Annotated in this window: 11 protein-coding genes and 3 pseudogenes; 2 read left to right on the top strand and 12 right to left on the bottom strand. The window is 44.5% G+C overall.

What is annotated here, in order from left to right; translation table 11 throughout:
- Positions 1 to 2: 2 nt before the first annotated feature.
- Complete coding sequence (serA, locus tag AC0IYG_RS11805) at positions 3 to 1,910, bottom strand: phosphoglycerate dehydrogenase (RefSeq protein WP_471711270.1); 1,908 nt, start codon at positions 1,908 to 1,910, stop codon at positions 3 to 5.
- 109 nt (positions 1,911 to 2,019) lie between these two features.
- Positions 2,020 to 2,880, bottom strand: coding sequence for a YheT family hydrolase (locus AC0IYG_RS11800; protein WP_471711268.1), 861 nt, complete (start codon positions 2,878 to 2,880; stop codon positions 2,020 to 2,022).
- Positions 2,881 to 3,104: 224 nt separating this feature from the next.
- Between AC0IYG_RS11800 and AC0IYG_RS11795 the strand changes: the two genes are divergently transcribed.
- Positions 3,105 to 3,296, top strand: coding sequence for a cold-shock protein (locus tag AC0IYG_RS11795; protein ID WP_026630672.1), 192 nt, complete (start codon positions 3,105 to 3,107; stop codon positions 3,294 to 3,296).
- Between the two features lie 197 nt (positions 3,297 to 3,493).
- Here the strand turns inward: AC0IYG_RS11795 and AC0IYG_RS11790 are convergent, their stop codons facing one another.
- From AC0IYG_RS11790 to AC0IYG_RS11745, 10 genes and pseudogenes are all read right to left on the bottom strand, one after another.
- On the bottom strand, positions 3,494 to 4,813 hold the full coding sequence (locus AC0IYG_RS11790) for a DEAD/DEAH box helicase (protein WP_471711365.1): 1,320 nt from the start codon (positions 4,811 to 4,813) through the stop codon (positions 3,494 to 3,496).
- A gap of 58 nt (positions 4,814 to 4,871) precedes the next feature.
- Positions 4,872 to 5,252 carry a co-chaperone GroES gene (locus tag AC0IYG_RS11785; RefSeq protein WP_471711266.1) on the bottom strand — a complete coding sequence of 127 codons (381 nt, stop codon included), beginning with the start codon at positions 5,250 to 5,252 and terminating at the stop codon, positions 4,872 to 4,874.
- 97 nt (positions 5,253 to 5,349) lie between these two features.
- Positions 5,350 to 6,812 (bottom strand): annotated as a pseudogene (locus AC0IYG_RS11780) (MBOAT family O-acyltransferase).
- Between the two features lie 4 nt (positions 6,813 to 6,816).
- Positions 6,817 to 7,764, bottom strand: coding sequence for a glycosyltransferase family 2 protein (locus AC0IYG_RS11775; RefSeq protein WP_471711265.1), 948 nt, complete (start codon positions 7,762 to 7,764; stop codon positions 6,817 to 6,819).
- A 71-nt stretch (positions 7,765 to 7,835) separates the two neighbouring features.
- A complete protein-coding gene (locus AC0IYG_RS11770; protein ID WP_471711264.1) occupies positions 7,836 to 9,536 on the bottom strand; it encodes a hypothetical protein in 1,701 nt (566 codons plus the stop codon).
- An 80-nt stretch (positions 9,537 to 9,616) separates the two neighbouring features.
- On the bottom strand, positions 9,617 to 10,957 hold the full coding sequence (locus tag AC0IYG_RS11765) for a hypothetical protein (RefSeq protein ID WP_471711262.1): 1,341 nt from the start codon (positions 10,955 to 10,957) through the stop codon (positions 9,617 to 9,619).
- Entirely contained in the window at positions 10,950 to 11,900 is a 951-nt protein-coding gene (locus AC0IYG_RS11760) for a glycosyltransferase family 2 protein (protein ID WP_471711261.1), read from the bottom strand. Before AC0IYG_RS11760 ends, AC0IYG_RS11765 begins: the two co-directional genes overlap by 8 nt.
- A gap of 90 nt (positions 11,901 to 11,990) precedes the next feature.
- Positions 11,991 to 12,905 (bottom strand): DMT family transporter, encoded by a 915-nt coding sequence (locus tag AC0IYG_RS11755; RefSeq protein ID WP_471711259.1) that lies wholly within the window; start codon positions 12,903 to 12,905, stop codon positions 11,991 to 11,993.
- Positions 12,906 to 12,907: 2 nt separating this feature from the next.
- Positions 12,908 to 13,990, bottom strand: a complete 1,083-nt coding sequence (locus AC0IYG_RS11750) for an LptF/LptG family permease (protein WP_471711258.1) — start codon at positions 13,988 to 13,990, stop codon at positions 12,908 to 12,910.
- 13 nt (positions 13,991 to 14,003) lie between these two features.
- A pseudogene (locus AC0IYG_RS11745) lies at positions 14,004 to 14,667 on the bottom strand (metal-dependent transcriptional regulator).
- A gap of 152 nt (positions 14,668 to 14,819) precedes the next feature.
- Between AC0IYG_RS11745 and AC0IYG_RS11740 the strand changes: the two are divergent.
- Positions 14,820 to 16,170, top strand: a pseudogene (locus tag AC0IYG_RS11740) (Nramp family divalent metal transporter).
- Positions 16,171 to 16,332 lie beyond the last annotated feature (162 nt).

The following is a 16,332-nucleotide window of genomic DNA, read 5'->3' as shown; positions in this document are numbered from 1 at the left end:
TCTCAGTATAACATTCTGAACCTTATTGTGCCTTCAATTTCTTTCACTTCCTGAATGAATTCTTCCGTATAACCCTTCGCAATATCAACGATCACGTAACCGATATGCTCATTGGTTTTTAAATACTGACCTGTAATGTTGATATTGTTTTTACCAAAAATATGGTTCAGCTTAGCCAGAATCCCCGGAACGTTCGCGTGAATGTGCAAGAGTCTGTGCGAGTCTTTCAATTTTGGCAACTGCACTTCCGGGAAGTTCACACTTCCGTAAGAACTGCCATTATTCATAAATTCAAGCAATTTGGAAGGCACGAAATGTCCGATATTTTCCTGCGCTTCTTCTGTGCTTCCGCCAATGTGCGGCGTCAGGATCACATTTGGCAATCCACGCAATTCGCTTTCGAAGATCTCATCATTGGTCTTAGGCTCTTTCGGGAACACGTCCACGCCTGCTCCGGCAACTTTTCCACTTTTCACTGCATCTGCAAGTGCTTCAATGTCGACAACATGTCCGCGTGATAGGTTTAGGAAAATGACTCCTTTTTTCATGAGGTCAAATTCGCGTTTACCGATCAAATTGGTGTTTTCTTTCCGGCCATCAACGTGTAAACTAATCACGTCCGAAAGCGCCAGAAGCTCTTCCAACGTGTTCACTTTTCTGGCATTACCCAGAGAAAGTTTTTCAATCGCATCATAGAAATAAACTTCCATTCCCAGCGCTTCCGCAACGACAGAAAGTTGTGTTCCAATGCTTCCGTAACCCACCATTCCCAATTTCTTTCCGCGAACCTCAAAACTTCCGTTGGCAGATTTATCCCAGATTCCCTGGTGCAACTGATTGCTTTTGCCAACAATGTTACGGATCAGCATAATCATCTCACCCACAGCAAGTTCTACAACCGAACGGGTGTTACTATATGGTGCATTAAAAACTGCAATTCCTTTCTTCGCAGCTTCTTCAAGATCAATCTGATTTGTGCCAATACAAAAAGCGCCGATTGCCATCAGACGGTTTGCATTGTCTAAAACGCGCTTGGTAATGTTGGTTTTAGAGCGAATTCCAATGATGGAAACGTCCTTAATGCGCTCGCAAAGCTCATCTTCGTCCAGTGCGCCTTTTACAAACTCAACATTAAAACCTTCCTCCTCAAACGCGCGAAGCGCTGATGGGTGCACATTTTCAAGCAAAAGCACCTTAATCCTGCTTTTAGGATAAGACTGGCTTCTGCTCATCTTGTTATCATATAAAAAGTCGTCGAACGAAGTTGCAATGTGATCTGCAACTGCCGTAACTCTCGGACGCTCAACGTTTTCGGTGAATGCGTAGAAACGGCTTGCCAACCCGGACGCTTTCAGTTCATAGTCCGTATAACCATCCCCGATTGCATAAACGTCACCCGTTAAATTCAGCGAGGACAGCAATTTGATTTTCCCACCATCTGTCGATAACACATTCTCCTCATCAATCCCGATAATGTTCCCTTCTTCGTCAAACACAAATTCATTGGCATAAACATGCTCCGGAAGAATGCCCAATTCTGTGGCCACCGGCACGATAAACTCCTTAAATCCACTGGAAACGATAAAAATCTGCTGCGCGTTTTCGGTCAGAAACTGCCTGTTGCGCTGAAAAGAATCCGAAACTTTGGTCCTCAAAAAAGAAACGAGTTCGGTTATATGGGAGCGATTTGCTTTCAAAAGCGCAATTCTCTGGCGCAGTCCATCAGCAAACGACATTTCGCCGTTCATGCCCTTATTCGTCAGGTCAATTATTTTCTGAACAATCTGATCACGTTCCGAATGGCCTTTCAAGGCTATCGCTGCCAATTCATCAAGCCCTTCAACTTTCGTAAAAGTGCTGTCAAAATCAATGATAATGTACGGAGATGGATTAAGTGTTAATGTGGACATGAAGCGGGAAATAACTGAATATTAATCGGTTAAATAGAATTGGTGTTAACAGCCGCAAAATTACGAATCTGTTACATACGACACTAACAAAATAATCTCAGAATCCGTTTTATGATGAAAGAAACTCCAAAGCGCGCTCTTCCGACCAATAAACACCGTTTTTGAGCCGTGCAGGCCTGAATCCGCAATGACCGCCATCCAATGTTGCCATGAGCGTAATATGCTCGTGCGCGCGTAATGCATCAACGGGAAGACTTTCATACGGCACAATTGGATCGTTCTTCGCATTGATAACCATTGTTGGAATGGCTATGTCTTTGATAAAAAACTTGGAGCTGCATTGCGCATAATAATGATCTGCGCTATCGAAACCATGCAACGGTGCAGTAAAAACGTGGTCAAAATCATAAAGCGTCCGCACCAGCTTCTGATCATTAAGGTTAATGCGATCCGGGTGATAGGCTGCTTTTGCATTCACTTTTGGCCTTAGCGTATTCAGAAACCGGTGCATATATACTTTGTTCTCAGGCTGAATGATGGAAAGGCTGCAAGCGCGCAAGTCCATCGGCACACTGAAAACCAATGCATTTCTAATTCTTTTATCCAGCAAAGTGCCTGACTCGCCAAGATATTTGAGTGTAAGATTGCCGCCCAAGCTAAAACCGATCAGGTGGATTTCATCATAACCTTTTTGTAAAGCATTCTTAACGATCAAATCCAGGTCTTCCGTCGCGCCGCTGTGATAAAATCGCGCGGTCTTATTCATTTCGCCACCGCAGCCCCGAAAATTCCAGGCGAGACAATCGAAGTTATGCTGGTTAAGGAGCCTGACCATTCCCAAAATGTATTGCCGCGTGCTGTTGCCTTCCAATCCATGCGATAAGATGACGAGGCCTCGGGAATTTGGCTGTTTTGCGTAACTCCAGGTCCAGATCGAGGAAATCTTCGTCTGGCGTTTCAATTCTTTCACGATGATAATTTACACCATTAACTTTGCGAAATAACGCCGGGTAAATGCTCTGCAAATGCCCGTTAGGAAGCCAGTAAGGGGATATATGTGAAGTTATTTCAATCAAAGGCATGGGGCAAAGGTCAATGAATTAACTAGAATTATTCTAAGCGTTTTGAATTTTAATCTTGCATTTATATTTTTTCTGTATACATTTGGTTTTTAAAAATATAAGATCAATACTAATGGCAGAAGGTACAGTAAAGTTTTTCAATGATTCCAAAGGATTTGGTTTCATCCAACCATCAACTGGTGAGAAGGACATTTTCGTTCACGTTTCAGGTCTTCAAGACGACATCCGTGAGAATGACAAAGTGTCTTACGACGTAGAAAATGGAAAAAAAGGTCTAAATGCAGTTAACGTTCGCGTTATCTAGTTTTAGTCATTATAAGACATTTCGAAAGCATGCTGTACTGCATGCTTTTTTTATGCCCTTTCCACTCACTTTCTAGCATTCATTTCCTCACACGCCCGGTAAATTTCTGCATTTGCAGGTTCCAGACGCATTATTGCATGTCTCTTGGCCGGATCTGTAAGCGCGGCCAGCATCATGCAGTTTTTCATAACCTCCCGTTAGCGGGCGATCTCTATTTTATATTTCTTTCCTTTCATTTTTTCGACTGCAACCAATTGAAGCATTGCTTTCGCTTTATCTCTTTTCACTGCTGCAAATGAAATGTTGTCCTTCACCTCAATCAGGCCCAGATCCTGTTTTTTCGAGCTTACCTTTTTGCAACAGAAAGCCAACGATATCCATTTTATTGAGCTTCTTTTCTTCCCGCCACTGATATAAACGGTCACCCAATCAGCAACCGGAGGCGCCGCCACTTTGGCTGGCAAATCGAGAACTTTCGGCTTATTCGTAATGTAATCAGGCAATTTTTCATCCTTTGCCAGCAAGATATACGCGGTTCCTTCGGCAAGCATGCGCGCCGTGCGGCCATTGCGGTGCGTGAATTCATCACCTTTCATTGGCAACTCAAAATGGATTACGTGCTTCATGTCGGGAATGTCGAGACCACGTGCTGCAAGATCCGTCGCTGCTAAAAACAACACGGAACCATTCCGAAAGCGGATTAATGTCCGCTCCCGATCTTCCTGTTCCAGCTTTCCGTGAAAATAAGCGCAATCAATGCCTTCCTCGCTTAAAACTGCGCTGATACGCTCCACCGAATCGCGTTGATTGCAGAAAATAAGCGTGGACTCGGCACCCAAAAAGCTGATCAATTTGATCAATGGGCTGAATTTATCTTTTTGATCTGATAAAACCTGCACCAATGTGAGGCCGGCGCTTTTATTTTTATTGGTTACAAAATCAATTGTAACGGGCTCCTTAATGTTGGTAAAAGGCGGAATTTTTGATGTTGTGGCTGAAACGAGCACCTTCTTTTTCAGGTTTCGCATGTTCCTGATAATGTCCGCCATTTCTTCCTGGAAACCCAGTTCCAGCGATTTATCAAACTCATCCAACACAAGCGTGGAAATGTGCCTGCCTGAAAATGAATTTCTGCGAATGTGGTCTAAAATACGCCCGGGCGTCCCTACGATCAATGCGGGTGCTTCGACCAGACTTCTGATTTCAGTCTGCATATCGTGGCCACCATAACAGCAAGTCACTTTGAAACCGGTGGACATTTTCTTCCAAACCTGCTCGATTTGCAGCGCAAGTTCACGCGTAGGCACAATCACCATGCATTGCACATGGGTGACTTCGGGCTTTAATATAGATAGGAGCGGGAGTAAGAAGGCGAGTGTTTTTCCTGAACCAGTCGGCGCCAAAAGCACCACTTCGTTGTTTTCCTGAATGGCCGTGTTGGCCTGCTGCTGCATTTCATTCAGCTCAGTAATTCCCAGCCCAGCAAGATTAATTATTGTATTTTCCGGATTTGTCATCTTCAAAGATAACGGTTAGCCCGGATTAAAAATCCAGGCCATTACAAAATCCGGACGGTCAGTCAAACAGATCTTCTGAACGTTCGAGCATCAAAATCGATGATTGCGGAACGATGACATATTTTTGCCCGTCATATTCCAGATCAATTGCGTTACGCTGTAAATAAATCGCCAAATCACCTTCCTTAGACTGCAATGGCATGTATTTCACTTTTTCTTCTGTCTCTTTCCAAGGCTCATCTTCGGCCGCCACCGGAATCGGATAACCCGGTCCAACCTTGATCACATAGCCACTTTGGACCTGCTCTCTTTCAGTTACAGTCGGAGGCAGATATAAACCGCTGTTTGTGCGATCGTTTGGGCTTTTTGGGCGAATCAAAACACGATCGCCTACAACGATCAGACTTCTTAACTTATTATCGGCTGTTACTTCGTACATTTTACTAAATCACTTAATTCTGAACAAGAGACGTCAATCGTCTATCAAATTTTATAACAAAAAATTGGGTGCAAATGTTTAACGGCTTCGAACTCTGTTAAAACTGAAAATAGATAAACTGATTTTGAGTTATAACGCTTCAAAAAGTAGGTCAGAAAAAGCTAGAAGCGGGAATAAGATGAAAAATACGACGTTGTTCGAGGTCGGAATCTTCTCATAATAATGTTCTTTCCAAAGCAAAAAAGCGACCAGGAAAACGCAGAACCACATTTCTACGTGATTGAAAGGGCTGAGCAGCTGATCGGATAAGCAAATATTTCCGATTTTCTTAAAAATCACCATCGAACGGCTTAAAGAGTTCCGGAAAAATATCCACGCCAATGTGACTAATGCAAAGGTTATCAGGATATTAATTAACCGAAAAAAGAAATTGTCAGGCATTTTAATGTTCGCCTGCTTCAAATATTTATCCCGCAGCGAAGCCGTAATTTGATAAAGTCCATGCAATGCGCCCCAGATCACAAAGCTCCAGCTTGTTCCATGCCATAACCCGCTGACCATGAACACAATCATCTGGTTTCGATATTTCATGAATTCGCCATTCCGGTTGCCGCCAAGCGGAATGTATAAATAGTCACGGAACCACGTGGAAAGCGAAATGTGCCAGCGTCCCCAGAATTCCGGAATGGATCTGGATTCATACGGCGAACGGAAATTGTCCATTAATGTAAAACCCATTACCCGCGCCGCACCAATTGCAATGTCTGAATAACCGGAAAAATCGCAGTAAATCTGGAAGGAATAAAATGCGGTTGCGGTGAGCAATGTCAGGCCATTGTGGTCCGAAGCTGGATCGTAAGCGTAATCGACAAACATTGCTAGCCGGTCGGCAATGACCATTTTCTTAAAAAACCCAAAGGCCATTTGCATTAACCCTGACTTGACCAGCTCAAAATCATATTTAAAATACGAATGGAACTGAAAAAGCATATTTTGCGGGCGCTCGATCGGACCGGCGACGAGCTGCGGGTAAAACATCACATATAATGCATAAACACCAAAATGTCGCTCGGCGGGCTGGTTACCACGATAAACTTCAATCGTATAACTCATCGCCTGAAATGTGTGAAACGACAAGCCGATCGGAAGCAAAATCCTGCCCTCCCCTGTCGTCATCCATTCTGCTATCCGGCTGGGAATCAGTCTCGTTAATGCCGGAACAATGGGCCTTAAATCGAAGCTGGCCAGCACACTGTTAATGGAATCCTGTAAAAAATCGTAGTATTTGAAAAATGCAAGGATCCCAATGTTGGAAATTAAGCTGATGACAAGCAGCAGCTTTTTTCGCTTCTGATCTCGTGATTGTTCAATCCAAATCCCTGCATAATAGTCGATTACAATGGTTCCAAACAGGATCAGGATGAAGATCGGCTTGAAAACCATGTAAAAGTAGCAACTGGCTGCCAGCAAAAGCATCCACCGCCCACGCCACGACAGGCTGAAATAAGCCAGCGTAACAACAATGAAGAAAATGATGAATTGTATATCGGTAAACAGCATCAGCTCAAATGTACTCTCGGTTGACTATCTCCTCTTTAATAATGAACAAAGGGCGATTTTTGGACTGAAAAAATATGCGGAGAACGTATTCTCCAATGATGCCCAGTGCCAGTAACTGCACGCCGCTGAACAGGATAATAACAAAAAGCAAAGAAGTGAAACCCTCGATCACGTGCGCGAAAAACATCTTTTTTACGACCACCGTAACAAAATAAACCAGGGAAATCAGGATCGCGAAAACGCCTACACGGCTCATGAATTTGATCGGGAATTCGCTAAAATTGAAGATTCCGTTGTAAGCCAGCTGAAACAACTGCTTGAACGAATATTTGGATTCTCCCGCTGCCCGCGCATCTCTTTCATACTCAAAACCCACTTGCTTAAAACCAATCCAGGACCGCATTCCACGCAAATAGCGGCTTTCCTCAGGCATTTTATTAAGCACATCGACAACCCGACGGCTGATCAACGCAAAATCGCCACTGTCCAACGGGATCTCCACATACGAAATGGAACGCAGCAGACGATAGAATAAATGATAACCCATTTTCTTAATAACGCCCTCTTTTCGCTTTTTCCGAACCGCATACACGACATCATTGCCATCCTGCAACAAATTGTAAAAATCGGGAAGCAGCTCGGGTGGGTCCTGCAAATCGCCATCAATGACAAAAAGTGCCTCAGTTCCTCTTGCGGCAGCAATTCCGGCTGTTAATGCGAGCTGGTGACCATGGTTTCTGGAAAGAAAAACGCCGTGATAACGCTCGTCTGTCAGCGCTAGCTGCCTGATTTTAAGCGCAGTGTCGTCTCTGCTCCCGTCGTCGATCAGCACAACTTCAATTGCCAGCGGACTGGAATCCATCAATGCATTGATTCGCTGCACAAGCATTGGAAATGACTCGGACTCGTTATACAGCGGAGCAACAATTGAAATCTGAGGGATTTTAGACATTCTTCGGTTTGGCTATTTGACCTACGGCGGCAAAAATACACCTTTCAGCGCATATCAGGTGCCCAAATTATTTATGGGATTGTAATTTTTCTAAGAAGCCCGCCTGTCGACTTACCGTTTTCAATGGTAATAATGCCCAAATCATACGATCCGGGTTTGAGCGAAGTTAGCGGAATTTCTGTGTCAGCACCTTTATCATATTGTTTCAAAATGTTCCTGCCCATGTATTTCTGAGGTGTCATTTTGAAGAAATAAAGCTGTTTAGCATCCCTAACGAAGGCATATTGACCATTGCTACGGCTTAGCGACCTTTGGCTTTCAGGATCATTAATGTATAAAATATCATTGCGCGTGTCGATCGTAACGCCTTCCTGCGCGGGCAGTGGATTTTGTATCCTGCCAATTTCTGCTGCTATGTGTTCCGGAGCGTCGGGATATTGATAAACGCCCAACTCCACCATTTGCTTCATCATCGCATCCACATAAGAAGCACTTTTCGAAAATGGCACATGACCCAAGCCAAAAGCATTATGCTCTTGATTATAACCATTGACTGTCAAATACTTACTCCGCTCTGCAATGACGGGCAAATAACCATAAATTGAAATTCCCCAAATGATGACGCTGGTTGTTAAAGCAAACTGAAATATCCACTCCTGAACCTGCTTCCGTGAAACTGCATTGAGGAATGTGAGATAAGCAACAATCAGGAAAAGCGCGGGATACATTTTGTAATTGCTCACGATCATTACAAAAAACCCAAAACGCGGCCTTAATAACCCGATAATGAGCGCATTAACCAACAAGAATGTGAGAATCCCGAGCAGGAACATGTCCTGATTTTTCTTATCCGTTGTTGATGCTGAACTCGCATAAGGCACATTTTTAGGCCATTTAAATGTGCCGGACAGCCAGGGAAGAAGTTGCTTATACAACCAGATGACAACCCAGATCGTAACCAGAAAGCCTATCAAAACGGGCAATGCTGAACGAACAACAATTGTTTTTTCGGGAAAGAAATCGAATAAGCCGCCAAGAAATGCAAAGAAGCCTAAGAACGACAAGTGCGGATTTTTCACAAAAAACGCCATGCTCGACTCATTTCCCTGAGCTGACATGCCGTAAAAATAAAGCCCTACTGCTATCGCACCGGCCATAAGCCAGATCGTGAGTTGCTTATAATGAGATCTTAAAAGCAAGATCATGAAGCCCGCCGGCCACACAAAAATCCCGTTGCTCATGGCATAAGTTGCGCAAATCGCAGCCAGAACCGCCCAGCCAAACCGCTCCCTGGAAAGCAAAAACATCGAAAGTGAAATGAAAAACACGACCGGCTGATGTTGCAGACTGCATATCGCCCACAAGAAAACGAGGTGATACTGCAATTGGAAAAGCAGAAAAGGAACGGGCAGAAAATACCACCAGTTGATCTTGGTTTTGGAAAAAGAAAGCCAGAAAATATAGAGCGTTCCTAATGTGAAGCAAGCCCCGGCAATGTGCAGGAAAGTAAAGTTCAACTGCCCGGTTATCCAATAGTAAGAAAGCGTAACAAGCTTTCCGATCACCATGCGGTGCTCGTTATTGGGCTGAAAAAGCAATGTTAAGCGGTCCGAAAACAAAGGATCCGTAATCCATTTTCGCAAAAAGTCCGGAAATGGATCAAAATCGTCGTACCAGGGAAGATTGACCGAATAATATAAAATGACAAACACCCAAAGCAGCACGGGCAGGGTCATTGCGGCACCAATGGCAATTCGTTTACTGCTGTTCACCTTTTGTATCTTTCATGATAATAACTCCCTTACCGAAATATCCGGCCATGCATTTGTTCCACCAATGGTCCGGATTTGTCTTAATGTCGTCGTCCACAAATATGGATAGCGGTTTCGAATAAATCGGTGGCAGATAAACCGTGTTCTCTTTTAGACGTTTCCAAAATCCTGTAACGCTCATACATTTCCTTATCGAATGCTGCGGCAGTTCCGCGGATCAGGTCGGCGTAGATCAAATGTATATTGGCACTGCGGTAAACCGAAAGTGTGATAGAAATGATTAAAACCGCATATAAAGCCGCATATCGGGTTACGGTAAAGTGGAAATAGTCGATCTTCCTGTTTTTGAAATAATGGAAAATCACGCCTATAATGTAAAACCACCCGATCAGGAAAAAGAAATAAACGCAGTTAATAACCCGGGGTGCGGGCTCAATTCCGACTCCATAATAATTTGGAAAAAGTTGTGCAGCAAGCAAGCCTATAAACAACAGCAATGCATACCAAACTGGAATTGAAAAGTAATTGCGCGCACCAGTCGATAAGCGGGAAAGTACGACTAGCCAGGCAATGGAAAAGAAAATGAGCGGCGTTCGGAAAACCCAGTCAAAAACCAGGAATGCCAATTTTTTAAATGACGAAATAACAGAAAAAGGAATGTTGCCCCCCAAGGGATTTGTGCCAATGCGGGCGTCATTGCCGGGTGCGGTAAAAAATACGTAACACGAAAACAGCGTAGCGATCAGCATAGCAATCATAAAGCCATCTACTTTGCGGTGAAAAAGCAAGCGATAAACCCACCAAGCTCCAACCAACAGCAACATGGTCAGCAGATTAGGCTCGCTGCTTCCCATTGCAGCAAAGATGAGAAATGCTGCCAGCACGCCCAGTAAAATCTTCGCGGGCTGGGTATCCTGTCTATACCAGCGCAAAACAATGACGATCCAGAAAAGGGTCAGCACACTCGGAACTGTAAATGTTACAAATCCTGCCATCCAGTAAAAAGCCTCGGCCATGCTTGCCATCTTCAAGATATAAAGGAAGAAGACAGCGCCGGCGAAACCAATGTGCGCAACACGCGAAAGTGTGGGTGTTAGATGCCGGAAGAGGCTGTAAAGACTAAAAACGGTCGCCAGAATGAGGATTACCGGAAGCACCTTAAAGCCAGTAATCGAATGAAAAAGCAACGGATTACTGTGATTCAGAAAAATGCCGAAATAACGACCCGTCCATTCTGTGTAATACAAATTCATCGCTTCCAGCCAGCCCACTTTGAATACAGTGAAAATATAGCAAAAATCGTCTGCCGGCGAAGGATGATTATAATATGATAGCGCGAGTAACGGAACAAGGACAGTCAGCATCAGGAAAATATTAATCCAGTTGCCTACACTCCGGTATTTTCTATAAAATCTATTCATTGACAGTTTTTTCAATAATATAACGAGGACGGCCTTTTACTTCTTCGTAAATCTTGCCAATGTATTCTCCGATTAAACCGAGCGCCATCATATTGGAACCGCTGAAAAACGTAAGCGGCAGCATGGTGGAAGTCCAGCCGGGAACGGTGTAGCCAACAAGGTAGGAGAAAAGAATGTACGCCACGATGAGCATAGCTACAATGAAATTGAAAACGCCGAAATAAAGCACCAGCCGCATTGGAAATGTCGAAAAGGACGTGATCCCATTCCACGCGAAAAGCAGCATTTTGCTCAGCGGATATTTGGTTTCGCCAGCTTCGCGTTCGAGGCGGTTATAAATCACTTTATCATTTCGGAAACCAATAAGCGGCACAATGCCGCGTAAAAACATATTGATTTCCTTAAAATTGCCCAGTTCCTGCAAAACCCGGCGATCCATCAAGCGAAAGTCTGCGTGATTGAAAACAACAGGAACGCCCATTTTCTGCATCAAAACATAAAAGCTTTCTGCGGTAAAGCGCTTGAACCAGCTGTCGGAGCTTCTGTCGCCCCGCACGCCGTAAACGACCATTGCGCCGTCGCGGTGCTTTTCAATCATAGCGGTGATGGCATTTATGTCGTCCTGCAAGTCGGCGTCGATGGTGATGAAGCAGTCAAAATGATCAATGTTCTTTTCCAAACCAGCCATAATCGCACTCTGGTGGCCAAAATTGCGTGATAACCCAACGCCTATAATGTTCGCATCCTGACTGCAAAGCTCCTCTATAATGTGCCAGGTGCGGTCCCTGCTGCCATCATTGACAAAGCAAATGCGGCTATCTTCTGTGATAAGACCTTGCTGTTTAAGTCCGTTGTAATAAACGTTCAGTTTGGAATAGGTCAAATGCAATATTGCCTCTTCGTTGTAGCATGGAATTACCAGAAGTAAACGCGCTGGATTCATAGAACACCTTTGGTTGAATCGACAAAAATAGCAGTAATAAGTTAATATGCTCTTTTAATCACCCGAGTCTTCGGATTTAGCTTTGCCCGATTATTTTCCGGCCGGTGCGCCTTTTCGGCCTAAAACCGTATTAATCAGCAGCGGATAAAGCAATACAGCGAGCAATATGAGCACAGTGCCCATGTAAAATTCAGTGGTCATTCTTTCTTTTTCACCAAAAAAGAAAAAAGCCAGCGCAATGCCGTAAACCGGTTCCAGATTAATGGTCAGATTGATCAGATACGCCGAAAATTGTTTCATCAACTGCGTCGCCATCGTGCTTGCATAAACCGTGCATATCAACGCGAGGAACAATATCCAGATCCAATCTTTCCCCGCCGGAATGTATGGCTCGCCGTTGGACCAGCCCTGCCATTCGAATATGCCCACAAAAAAAAGTGAGAAGAATGTTGCCCCGATCATTTCGTAAAAAGTAATGATGTAAGCATCTATTCGCTGCACGAGCCTGCTGTTGGCAACCGTAAACATGGCGGCCAGCAAGGCGGAAGCCAAGGCCAGCATGAGTCCCAAAGCATGATCAAACTCAAATTTGAAAACAACATATAAGCCCGCAAACGCCAGAATGCCCAAAGCAACTTCGAGCGGCCGGACGCTCCTTTTGTTAACCAAAGGCTCAATCAAACTTGTCCATAGCGAAGTTGTGGCCATTCCGGCCAGACAAACAGAGGCCGTGGAAACGCGTGCAGATGCAAAGAACAGCATCCAATGCGCCGATAATATGAAACCGACGGCGAGCATTCGGACCACGTCGCGGCTTTCGGCCTTAAACTGCTTTTTCTTAAAAAATATAATGGCACATAATCCGATTGCGGCAAACAATGTGCGGTAAAAAACCAGTGCAACCGGCGAAATTGTGACCATAAGGCCTACTATCGCCGTAAAACCCCAGATCAAAACCAGAAAATGAAGATGCAGATAAGAACGCAGTGAGGTCCGTGAAAACATGGTTATCGGGGCAATGTTTTATATAAAATCAGCCCTATGCATGAAAAAACGATGTTTGGCAGCCAGACCGCAAACAATGTGTTGATGGTGCCGGCCTCCGCAACGCCTTTTGATAACAAGAAAAATAAGATGTAAATGAATGCGAGCATGAAACCAAGCGCAATCTGCCAACCTACACCTCGCCTGCTTTTTCTGGCGGATACGATTACACCAATGGCGGTCAGGATCAGGATGGCGAAAGGCTGCGTAAAACGGATGTATTTTTCGATGAGATACACTTCCAGACCGTCGGCGCCGCGGCTTTTCAGCAAGTCAATGTAAGCATTCAGCTCGGGTAAGGTGAATGTTTCGAACAGGTTATAATCACTTTCAAAATCCTTTGGCGACAAATTGATCGTCGTGTCGATTGCAGCGCCGCTTCTCAGCTTTTCACCCAGACTATCCAGTGTCCGCACCTGATAATTCTGCAATGTCCATTTGCCTTTTTTGGGCTGCCAGACTATTTTATCCGCATAAAACTTTTGTAAAAGCACATTGCCCTTGATCGTTTCCATGGTAAACTTATTACCCGTTTTGGTCATCGTGTTGTAACTTTCCAGATATGCATACACATCGGGCGCAATGGTAATGTGCACATTATGCCCGCTGAAATAGAATTCCTGCTTGACATACGTTTTCTCGAAACTGTTACGGATTTTATTGGCTTTTGGCAAAATCCACCCCACCTGAACGAAGGTCAGAATTCCCAGAATCACCGCGCCGAGCATATAAGGCAAAAGCATGCGGCCGAAACTGATCCCGCTGCTCAGCATAGCAATGATTTCGGTCCGTGCTGCGATCCTGGATGTAAAGAAAACCGTCGCAATGAACACCATTAAGGGGCTGATGTAATTGATCCAGTAAGGAATGAGATTGAGATAATAATCAATGATAATCTCTTTCAGCGGCGCTTTTTTGTCAAGAAAATCATCCACTTTCTCCGTATAATCGATCATGCAAATGATGAGCACGATGACGAATGCTACGAAAACATAGGTTATCAGGAAATTCTTGATCAGGTAACGATCCAATATTTTCAATCTCATGGCAGGGAAAGTCTCATCGGCGCTGAACCAGTAAATTTTTGGACACCTCAGAGACTGATAAACAACGTTGGGCCGCCGTTTATTTGTACAGAAGCAGATTTATCATATTCATTAATTTCCTTCACTTCTATCACCGCTCCAAGCGTAATGCCTGACCGGTCCAAATGCTGCAAAAAGGACGGCGCATGATCCAGAACGCCCATCATTAAAACCTTTTCGCCAATGTGCACGTCCGTCAAAATAGTATAATCAGGCTCCGTAAGATTTCCTTTTGCGTCAGGGATCGGATCGCCGTGTGGGTCAAATTTTGGATGTCCCAGAAATGTATCCAGCTTCTCTACAAGGATCTCAGAAGGAATATGTTCCAGTTCTTCCGCAATGTCGTGCACCTCATCCCAGCCAAAGCCCAGCTTTTCAACCAAAAACACTTCCCAAAGACGATGCTTCCGGATCACTTTGATCGCAACCTTCTCCCCGCTGTCGGTAAGCCTTACGCCCTGATATTTCTTATAATGTATCAAGCCCTTGTCCGCCAGTTTTCTGAGCATATCCGTTACGGAAGCTGCTCTGGTTGAAGTGCTTTCAGCAAGCGCATTGGTGCTCACCTCCACGCCTTCACGGCCGGATAGGGAATGAATGATTTTGAGATAATTTTCTTCTGTGAAAGAATTTTGCATTGATGTAGCAACAGTGGCCTAATCTTAATATAAGCAAAAGTACGATTTACAAACGGTAAAATAAAAAATTTAGACTAACCTAAAAATATATTTACCAATTCGTTTATCTTTGTTTTTAGTAAACTAAATTGTTTATTACAACCGCTTTAAAAATGTTCGATAGTTTGAAAATACAGGAATCTTTGCACAAAACGAAAGCAGCTGACGGCGACAGGCTCGCCTCTTTGTCGGAAGTGCATTCATCCATTGTTATTCCCGAAGGTGCAGGATTCTGGAAAAAAATGATGGCATTTACCGGACCCGGTTTGATGGTCGCGGTGGGATATATCAGACCCGGGAAACTGGGCAACGGACATTGAAGGTGGCTCGCGATTTGGTTACGCGCTGCTTTCTGTGATCTTGATATCCAATCTTTTTGCGATGCTTTTGCAGCATTTGTCATTGAAACTCGGCATTGCATCGGGACGCGATCTCGCTCAGGCTTGCCGCGATTATTATTCAAGACCGGTTTCTTTTGTGCTTTGGGTTTTGTCAGAAATCGCCATTGCAGCCACGGACCTCGCAGAAGTGATCGGTTCAGCCATTGCGCTCAACTTGCTTTTCGGCCTTCCTTTGCCCATAGGCGTGCTTTTCACTGCATTTGACGTCCTAATAGTGCTTTATTTCCAACAAAAGGGTTTTCGGATTATCGAGAGCATTGTCGCTGGCTTAATGGGCATTATCCTGCTCAGCTTTATCTATGAAATGATTGTTTCTCAGCCTTCTATGGCAGGAATCGTCGATGGCCTGATCCCAAAAACGCAGATTGTTACCGACTCCGGCATGCTTTACATTGCAATCGGGATTCTCGGCGCAACGGTGATGCCGCATAATCTTTATCTGCATTCCAGCATTGTGCAAACGCGGGCTTTTAACCGTGATGATGAAGGTAAAAAATCCGCCATACGCTTCGCAACCATCGATTCCACGGTTTCTCTGGCGCTCGCATTCTTCATTAATGCATCCATATTAATACTTGCCGCAACGGCTTTTCACGCGAACGGTCACTTTGAAATCGCAGACATTACCGACGCCTATCATTTGCTTGATCCGGTTTTGGGCGTAAGTCTTGCGGGGATTTTCTTTGCATTAGCATTGCTTGCTTCGGGCCAAAGCTCCACATTAACAGGCACATTAGCAGGACAGATCGTCATGGAAGGCTTCCTGAATATCCGGCTGAAACCATGGTTACGCAGGCTCATTACAAGAGGGATCGCCATCGTTCCGGCGCTTATCGTTTCTTCGCTTTATGGTGAAAAAGGAACGGCGGATCTGCTGGTTTTCAGCCAAGTGATTTTGTCGCTGCAACTGAGCTTCGCAGTGGTCCCGCTGGTGTTTTTTACTTCCAATAGTAAGATCATGGGCCGCTTCGCCAACTCGAAGCTGCTTACCGTTCTGGCATGGGTTATCACCCTGATCATCGTGTGTCTGAACCTCTTTTTGCTATGGAAAACATTCTCCTGACCTTAAAACTTTAACTTACTTTAACACCATTCACGCTACTTAAAAGGCAGGCTCGGGCGCCAAAACAGAATTAGCACCCGAACCGTTCCGCTTTAAGTGTCTGATCGGAAATTAATTTTGCCGCCTTAAGTACCTTCTTTGCATGCGGTTTCCTAACTTTCG

This window comes from Dyadobacter sp. AC419, from assembly GCF_979253085.1.
Note: the sequence above shows the minus strand (reverse complement) of the source record. Positions and strands in the feature narration are given on the sequence as shown.